This window comes from Pseudomonas sp. (genome assembly GCF_050739935.1).
Classification (GTDB): domain Bacteria; phylum Pseudomonadota; class Gammaproteobacteria; order Pseudomonadales; family Pseudomonadaceae; genus Aquipseudomonas.
The window spans coordinates 1-7,833 of record NZ_JBOICF010000101.1 but is presented as its reverse complement, the minus strand read 5'-3'; the positions used below and the strand labels follow the sequence as shown (position 1 = coordinate 7,833).

At 59.1% G+C, this 7,833-nt stretch carries 7 protein-coding genes and 1 pseudogene; 7 read left to right on the top strand and 1 reads right to left on the bottom strand.

From position 1 onward, the window contains the following. The 6 genes and pseudogenes from glnA to ntrC all read left to right on the top strand — a co-directional run. A pseudogene (gene glnA, locus ACRER8_RS20120) lies at positions 1–684 on the top strand (glutamine synthetase); the annotation flags it as partial. Positions 685–888: 204 nt separating this feature from the next. Further along, the gene (locus tag ACRER8_RS20115) at positions 889–1,455 is read left to right on the top strand and encodes a chorismate mutase (protein ID WP_431747958.1); all 567 of its coding nucleotides are present in this window, start codon (positions 889–891) and stop codon (positions 1,453–1,455) included. 120 nt (positions 1,456–1,575) lie between these two features. Next, the gene (locus ACRER8_RS20110) at positions 1,576–2,103 is read left to right on the top strand and encodes a DUF4124 domain-containing protein (protein ID WP_431747957.1); all 528 of its coding nucleotides are present in this window, start codon (positions 1,576–1,578) and stop codon (positions 2,101–2,103) included. A 10-nt stretch (positions 2,104–2,113) separates the two neighbouring features. Then, positions 2,114–2,728: a DUF4124 domain-containing protein gene (locus ACRER8_RS20105; RefSeq protein ID WP_431747959.1), complete on the top strand. Its 615-nt coding sequence runs from the start codon at positions 2,114–2,116 to the stop codon at positions 2,726–2,728. 309 nt (positions 2,729–3,037) lie between these two features. Then, entirely contained in the window at positions 3,038–4,123 is a 1,086-nt protein-coding gene (gene glnL / locus ACRER8_RS20100; RefSeq protein ID WP_431747956.1) for a nitrogen regulation protein NR(II), read from the top strand. Continuing rightward, positions 4,120–5,556, top strand: coding sequence for a nitrogen regulation protein NR(I) (ntrC, locus tag ACRER8_RS20095; protein ID WP_296186239.1), 1,437 nt, complete (start codon positions 4,120–4,122; stop codon positions 5,554–5,556). The genes glnL and ntrC overlap by 4 nt, the downstream gene beginning before the upstream one ends. Before the next feature lie 156 nt (positions 5,557–5,712). Here the strand turns inward: ntrC and mgrA are convergent, their stop codons facing one another. Further along, positions 5,713–6,750, bottom strand: a complete 1,038-nt coding sequence (gene mgrA, locus ACRER8_RS20090) for an L-glyceraldehyde 3-phosphate reductase (RefSeq protein WP_431747955.1) — start codon at positions 6,748–6,750, stop codon at positions 5,713–5,715. Between the two features lie 212 nt (positions 6,751–6,962). On the opposite strand from mgrA, the gene ACRER8_RS20085 reads away from it, so the two are divergent. Beyond that, positions 6,963–7,808: a LysR family transcriptional regulator gene (locus ACRER8_RS20085; protein WP_431747954.1), complete on the top strand. Its 846-nt coding sequence runs from the start codon at positions 6,963–6,965 to the stop codon at positions 7,806–7,808. Positions 7,809–7,833 lie beyond the last annotated feature (25 nt).

Sequence of the window (7,833 nt, the reverse complement as noted above, 5' to 3'; positions counted from 1 at the left end):
GTCCACAACGTCGCCCACTCCTACGGCAAGACGGCGACCTTCATGCCGAAACCGATCAAGGGCGACAACGGCTCGGGCATGCACTGCCACCAGTCGATCTGGAAGGGCGGCAAGCCGCTGTTCGCGGGCTCGGGCTACGCCGACCTGTCGGAGACAGCGCTCTACGACATCGGCGGCATCATCAAGCACGCCAAGGCGATCAACGCCTTCACCAACCCGTCGACCAACTCCTACAAGCGTCTGGTCCCAGGTTTCGAAGCGCCAGTAATGCTGGCCTACTCGGCTCGTAACCGCTCCGCGTCGATCCGTATTCCTTACGTCTCCAGCCCACGCGGCCGTCGTATCGAAGCACGTTTCCCGGATCCATCGGCCAACCCATACCTGGCGTTCGCTGCTCTGTTGATGGCAGGCCTGGACGGCATCCAGAACAAAATCCACCCTGGCGATGCAGCTGACAAAAACCTGTACGACCTGCCACCTGAAGAGGCTGCAGAGATCCCACAAGTTTGCGGCAGCCTGAAAGAAGCCCTGGAATCGCTGGACAAAGGTCGCGCGTTCCTGACCAAAGGCGGTGTTTTCAGCGACGACTTCATCGATGCCTACATCGCTCTGAAATCGGAAGAAGAAATCAAGGTACGTACCTTCGTACACCCACTGGAATACGAGCTGTACTACAGCTGCTGATCCAGTCGCGCCAGCGAAAGCTGCGTGAAAGAGAGGCCTCCTTTGGGGGGCCTTTTTTATGCCTGGGGAATGGTGTGATGAGGCAAGAAAAATCTGAATGCCGTATGTGGTGGTACTTATTTATCGTGTTTACAAAGTTTTTTTCCGGATACTGTTTCATCCAGCCTGCTCCCGGACGCTCCAAGAACTTACACGGACATCGACATGCTCAAACCGATCTTGCTCATGCTTCTGATCTCACCCCTGATTTGTGCTTGCACTGGCGCCGCTATCAACCGGCCAGCGCCTGCCGAACTGCGCTCGCTGATCGATACCATCGGGCAACGCCTCGACATTGCCAATGATGTCGCGCAGAGCAAGTTCTACAGCGGCAAGCCGGTGCAGGACACTGATCGCGAGCGGCAGGTGATCGCCAATGCCGAATCCCAGGCCGCAACATACAGGCTCGACAAAGACGACATTCACAGGTTCATGACGGCGCAGATCGAAGCCAACAAAATGGTGCAGTACGCGCGTATCGCTCAATGGCACGAAGATATTCAGCCGCCCGAGAAACCCACTGCCAGCCTGACGACAGGGATTCGCACGCGTCTCGATACACTGCAACCGATGCTGATGGAGAAGTACGCAGCGTTTTTGCCGTATCGCAAGGACAATGCTTGCCATGGCTGGGTGCAAGCCGAGATCGAGCGTCAGGCAACGGACCCGACCCTTGTGACTGCACTGCAACGAGCGGCAGAGGATCTGTGCACAGACGCAAACAAGGGTTGACCTGAATGGCGGCTGAGCTCACCGCCAATCCGGTTTTGCTCTATGCTGGCGACTGCGCCCTGCACTATCGACGTAGCCCGGCGCGCGCTGTCGTTCTCCTGATCGTGGACCGGAGTATTCATGCGTCAAAGCCTTGCCCTTGTGCTGCTGTTGCTTGCGCTTCCTGCAGTCGCCCAGATCTACAAATACACCGACGCCAACGGCAATACGGCTTTCAGCAATCAGCCGCCCGACGGGACTAAAGCGGAGACGGTCGATCTGCCGCCACTCAACAGCGTCGAAACCGCGGGACCAACGCCCGCAGTGCCTGCTCCTCCGCAGAACCAGACCCAGGCGCAGCCCAATGCCGCGGCCTACCAAGTGCTGGAGCTGACTGATCTGCCCAATGGCGAAGCCCTGCGCGCCAACAACGGTTCATTCACAGTCGGCGTGGCAATCGAGCCGCGTCTGCAGCCAGGTCATCTGCTTCAACTCCTAGTAGACGGTAACCCCTACGGGCAACCGACCAATGTTCCGCGCATTCAGGTTGTGGAACTGGACCGAGGTGAACACAGCCTGTCCGTCCAGGTGCTGCAAGGCACAGAGACGATTCAGCAAAGCCAGACGATCAATCTCACAGTGCAGCGAGTCCATGTCGGCAAGCCCTGATAGTTCATGGCTGTGGCGTGCGCTGATCTGCCTGCTCATGCTCATCGGCCAACCGGCAGCTGCAGACGTCTACACCTACATCGACGCCGAGGGAAATCGGGTTTTCACCGATCAACCTCACAAAAATGCGAAAAAGGTCGAGGTCACTCCCGGCAACCAGATCAGGTCCACGCCTAAAACGCCAAGCCAGGCTTCCAGCGCCAAACCCAAGGCCGGGCCGCTGTTTCGCTATCAGCTGTTACGCATTCTTGCGCCGGAGCCGGACAGCACGATCCGCGACATTCAGGGCAACCTGATCGTGACCGTCACTAACGATCCGGAGCTTCAACCCGGTCACACCTACCGCCTGCTGCTGGATGGTAAGGCGTATGGCAATGCCGGCCGCAGCCCGGTTTTCCCGATGACCAATATTGACCGCGGTACCCATCAGCTCTCGATAGAGATCATCGACGAGTTCGGTCGCGTGGCTGAGCGTACGCCCAACCAGCCATTCCACATGATGCGCATCTCCCTCGCACAAAAGCGCCTTGCCCAACCCTGCAAGATCGACGATTACGGCGTGCGCCCCGAATGTCCGATCAAGGACAAGCCACCCGAAGAGAGCAGCATTCTGCCTTTTTTCTGATGTAGCGCTGCCGAGATGACTATGCTCCACCATGGTGCGCAACCTGAACGATCGCGCCGATTAAAACCCCATTTTGGTTCACGAATCGCTTCTTGCCGCGCCGAAGTCGGGCTGGCTGTCCAAAAAAAGCCCGAAATGCTTCATCCGACGCTTCTTTTCGGAGCTTGGTTTGGTTTTTGCATTTTCTTACGAATAAGCAGGGGATAAGCACCCGTAGCGGCCGTCTTCCTACGCTGGCGAAGACCAACCAAAGCCTGCACTCCTGGGTCCGCTCAGTGTGCAATGTGCCAAAAGAGGTCAACCAGATTCATGACTATCAGCGATACGTTGCACCGACTGTTACTCGACAATCTGACCACTGCCACCATTCTGCTCAACTCTGAGCTACGTCTGGAGTACATGAATCCGGCCGCCGAAATGCTGCTGGCAATCAGCGGTCAGCGCAGCCACGGGCAATTCATCAGTGAGTTGTTTACCGAGTCCGCTGAGGCATTGAGCTCGCTGCGCCAGGCGGTGGAGCAGGCACACCCGTTCACCAAGCGCGAAGCCATGCTCACCGCGCTCACCGGCCAGACGCTGACTGTCGATTACGCCGTGACACCGATTCTGTCGCAAGGCGAGACGATGCTCCTGCTGGAAGTCCACCCCCGTGATCGCCTGTTGCGTATCACCAAAGAAGAGGCGCAGCTGTCGAAGCAGGAAACCACCAAGATGCTGGTCCGCGGACTGGCTCACGAGATCAAGAATCCGCTCGGCGGGATCCGCGGCGCCGCCCAATTGCTCGCTCGCGAACTGCCGGAAGAAAGCCTCAAGGACTACACCAACGTCATCATCGAAGAAGCCGACCGCCTGCGTAACCTGGTCGACCGCATGCTCGGTTCGAACAAGCTGCCGTCGCTGGCGATGACCAACGTGCACGAAGTGCTGGAGCGCGTGTGCAGTCTCGTGGAAGCCGAAAGCCAGGGCTGCATCACATTGGTGCGTGACTATGACCCAAGCATCCCGGACGTTTTGATCGACCGCGAACAAATGATTCAGGCCGTGCTCAATATCGTACGCAACGCCATGCAGGCGATCAGCGGGCAGAACGAACTTCGTCTCGGTCGTATAAGCCTGCGCACCCGCGCGATGCGCCAGTTCACCATCGGCCACGTGCGCCATCGCCTGGTGAGCAAGATCGAAATCATCGACAACGGTCCCGGCATCCCGCAGGAACTTCAAGAAACCATCTTCTACCCGATGGTCAGCGGCCGCCCCGATGGCACCGGGCTGGGCCTTGCCATCACTCAGAACATCATTAGTCAGCACCAGGGGCTGATCGAGTGTGACAGCCATCCTGGCCACACCACTTTCTCGATCTTCTTGCCGCTGGAACAAGGAGCAGCTTCGACATGAGCCGTAGTGAAACTGTCTGGATCGTCGACGACGACCGTTCCATCCGCTGGGTACTGGAAAAGGCCTTGCAGCAAGAAGGCATGACCACGCAAAGCTTCGACAGCGCCGACGGCGTGATGAGCCGCCTGGCGCGTCAGCAACCGGACGTGATCATTTCCGACATTCGCATGCCCGGCGCCAGCGGCCTGGACCTGTTGGCGCGGATTCGCGAACAGCATCCGCGCCTGCCAGTCATCATCATGACCGCCCATTCGGACCTGGACAGTGCGGTGGCGTCGTATCAAGGTGGGGCGTTCGAATACCTGCCCAAGCCGTTCGACGTCGATGAAGCGGTGTCGCTGGTCAAGCGCGCCAATCAGCATGCTCAGGAACAACAGGGCATGGACGTTGCGCCAACCCTGACCCGCACTCCGGAAATCATCGGTGAAGCACCGGCGATGCAGGAAGTGTTTCGCGCCATTGGACGTCTGAGTCATTCCAACATTACCGTGCTGATCAACGGTGAATCGGGTACCGGTAAAGAGCTGGTCGCTCATGCTCTGCATCGTCACAGCCCGCGCTCGGCCTCGCCGTTCATTGCGCTGAACATGGCGGCGATTCCGAAAGACCTGATGGAGTCCGAGCTGTTCGGCCATGAAAAAGGCGCGTTCACCGGCGCGGCCAACCTGCGTCGCGGTCGTTTTGAACAAGCCGATGGCGGTACCTTGTTTCTCGACGAAATCGGCGACATGCCTGCCGATACCCAGACTCGCCTGTTGCGCGTGCTGGCCGATGGCGAGTTCTATCGGGTCGGTGGTCATGTGCCGGTGAAGGTGGACGTGCGCATCATTGCCGCGACTCACCAGAACCTGGAAACGCTGGTCCAGGCAGGCAAGTTTCGTGAGGACTTGTTCCACCGCCTGAACGTGATCCGCATCCACATTCCTCGTCTGTCCGATCGTCGTGAAGACATTCCGACGCTGGCCAAACACTTTCTGAGCCGTGCGGCGCAGGAGTTGGCCGTCGAACCGAAGCTGTTGAAGGCCGAGACCGAGGAATACCTCAAGCATCTGCCTTGGCCGGGCAACGTGCGTCAGTTGGAAAACACCTGCCGCTGGATCACGGTCATGGCCTCCGGTCGTGAAGTGCACATCAGCGACCTGCCACCAGAGTTGCTCAGCCTGCCGCAGGACGCCGCCCCGGTCACTAATTGGGAACAGGCGCTGCGTCAGTGGGCCGACCAAGCGCTGGCTCGCGGGCAATCCAGCCTGTTGGACAGTGCGGTGCCGACCTTCGAACGCATCATGATCGAAACCGCCCTGAAGCATACCGCTGGCCGCCGCCGCGACGCCGCCGTGCTGCTGGGCTGGGGCCGCAATACCTTGACGCGCAAGATCAAGGAGTTGGGCATGAAGATCGATGGTGGGGATGATGATGAGGGGGATGAGGGTTAACTGCCCCCTGAATGATGGACAGAGCGCGATCATTGTAGGAGCCGGCTTGCTGGCGAAAAGAAGTGTGTCAGTACCAAATCCTCTGACTGACACACCGCTTTCGCCAGCAAGCCTGCTTCTACAGGTGCTTCATTTCCATTTACCAGTTATCAACCTTCACTCAGCCGACGACGGCTTTTCCCACAGGTTGATCCCGCCTTCCACAGCGAACCGGTCGATCTCGGCCAGTTCTTCCTGGCTGAACTGCAAGTTGTCCAGCGCTCCCACGTTCTCGATGATCTGCTCCGGGCGGCTGGCGCCAATCAATGCGGAAGTCACCCGCGGATCGCGCAGCGTCCAGGCCAGGGCCATTTGCGCCAAGCTTTGACCACGACGTTTGGCGATCTCGTTCAGAGCGCGCACGTGCTCGATGTTCTGCTCCGACAGATGCGAAGCCTGCAACGAACCGCCGCCAGGACGATTGACCCGCGCATCCTTCGGAATCCCGTTCAGGTACTTATCCGATAGCAGCCCTTGAGCCAACGCAGTGAAGGCGATGACGCCCGAACCCAAGTCGTCGGTGGTGTCCAGCAGGTCCTTTTCAACCCAGCGATTGAGCAGGTTGTAGGCCGGCTGGTGGATCAGCAGCGGCACCTTCCACTCCTTCAGCAGGCCGGCGATTTCCCGGGTCTTGGCACCGGAATACGACGAGATCCCGATGTATAGCGCCTTGCCCTGCTGTACGGCGGTGGCCAGCGCGCCAGCGGTTTCCTCCAGCGGGGTGTCCGGGTCGAAGCGGTGCGAATAAAAGATATCCACATAATCCAGGCCCATGCGTTGCAGGCTCTGATCCAGACTGGCCAGCACGTATTTGCGCGAACCACCGCCCTGCCCATATGGGCCAGGCCACATGTCCCAGCCGGCCTTGGTGGAGATGATCAGCTCGTCGCGGTACTGCTGGAAGTCTTCACGCAGCAGACGGCCGAAGTTGATTTCGGCGCTGCCGTAGGGCGGGCCATAGTTATTGGCGAGGTCGAAGTGGTTAATGCCCAGATCGAACGCGGTGCGCAACATCGCGCGCTGGGTATCCAGCGGCGTGCTGTCGCCGAAGTTGTGCCACAGGCCCATCGACAGCGCGGGCAAAACCAGGCCGCTACGGCCTACGCGGCGATACGGAACGCGTTCATAACGATTTTCGGCAGCGATGTAGGTCATTCAATCCTCTCTTTCTTTTGAATGGCGGATAGCGAAGCGGTCGTTCGAGACTACTCGGATTATCGACAGCTGAATCGGCTTCCAGATAACACAGGCAGACGCCGACTACGGAGCGATAAGAAGCGCCAATGGATAAGCAGTAAAGCGAGTATATTCAGCCCTCACGTCCCTCGAAAAATGCTTTATTCCTCTCACTGATATCGGTTTCTGATATGGATATTCGTCAACTCAATGCCTTCATCGCTGTGTTCGAGGAGCGCAATATCACCTTGGCGGCGCAGCGTCTGTTCACCAGCCAGCCCACGCTGTCGGTGACCATTCGCCAGTTGGAAGAAGCATTAGGCACCACGTTGTTTCAGCGCCTGCCAAGAGGCGTGGAAGTGACCGACGACGCCCGCACGCTTTATCCGCAGGCACGGCGACTGCTGGCCGAAGCCCAGGCGCTGAGCAATCAGTTCCGCCAGCGCAATGATCGGCTGACGCTGGGGATCGGCGTGGAAAGCGAGATCGCAGCCAGCCATCTGGAGGCGTTTCTAGGGATGGCGTACCGGGTCGTGCCGAATCTATTGCTGACATTACAGGACGGCTGCAGCGGCGATGCGCGGCTATCGGTGGAGGAAGATTGCTGCGAGGACGAACTGTTTCTCCCGCTGTGGGAAGAGCCCTTCGTGTTGGCGCTTGCCGTTGACCATCCATTGGCGGACCTAACGGCGCTGGATGAAGCTGACCTCGCCAACGTGCAATGGATTACATGCCCTGCTCACGCATCCCACCAGCGCCTGATGGAACTGTACAACCGCAGCTCCGGGTCGGTAGTGGCGACGGCGGGCTCGATGACGCTGGTGTTGCGGCTGGTCGCGGCCGGTGCGGGGCTGGCGATGCTGCCCGAGTCGATGGTCAACCGTCATGCAGGCGTCATCGCCCGACCGGCACGCACGCCCAATCTGATCCGCAGGGTTGGCCTGTGCTATGCCGCCCAGGCACTGGATGTCCCGGCATTGCGTTTGTTGCATGGTTATTTGCACACCACATCCCCGCACACCGCCAGCGCCCTGTAGCCGCACGGCTTGCCGGCGGTAGCGG

Bases quoted from the DNA above. Each gene is read 5' to 3' on its own strand.
- ACRER8_RS20085 (WP_431747954.1), top strand. From the start codon at position 6,963: ATGGATATTCGTCAACTCAATGCCTTCATCGCTGTGTTCGAGGAGCGC.
- mgrA (WP_431747955.1), bottom strand. From the start codon at position 6,750: ATGACCTACATCGCTGCCGAAAATCGTTATGAACGCGTTCCGTATCGC.
- glnL (WP_431747956.1), top strand. From the start codon at position 3,038: ATGACTATCAGCGATACGTTGCACCGACTGTTACTCGACAATCTGACC.
- ntrC (WP_296186239.1), top strand. From the start codon at position 4,120: ATGAGCCGTAGTGAAACTGTCTGGATCGTCGACGACGACCGTTCCATC.
- ACRER8_RS20110 (WP_431747957.1), top strand. From the start codon at position 1,576: ATGCGTCAAAGCCTTGCCCTTGTGCTGCTGTTGCTTGCGCTTCCTGCA.
- ACRER8_RS20115 (WP_431747958.1), top strand. From the start codon at position 889: ATGCTCAAACCGATCTTGCTCATGCTTCTGATCTCACCCCTGATTTGT.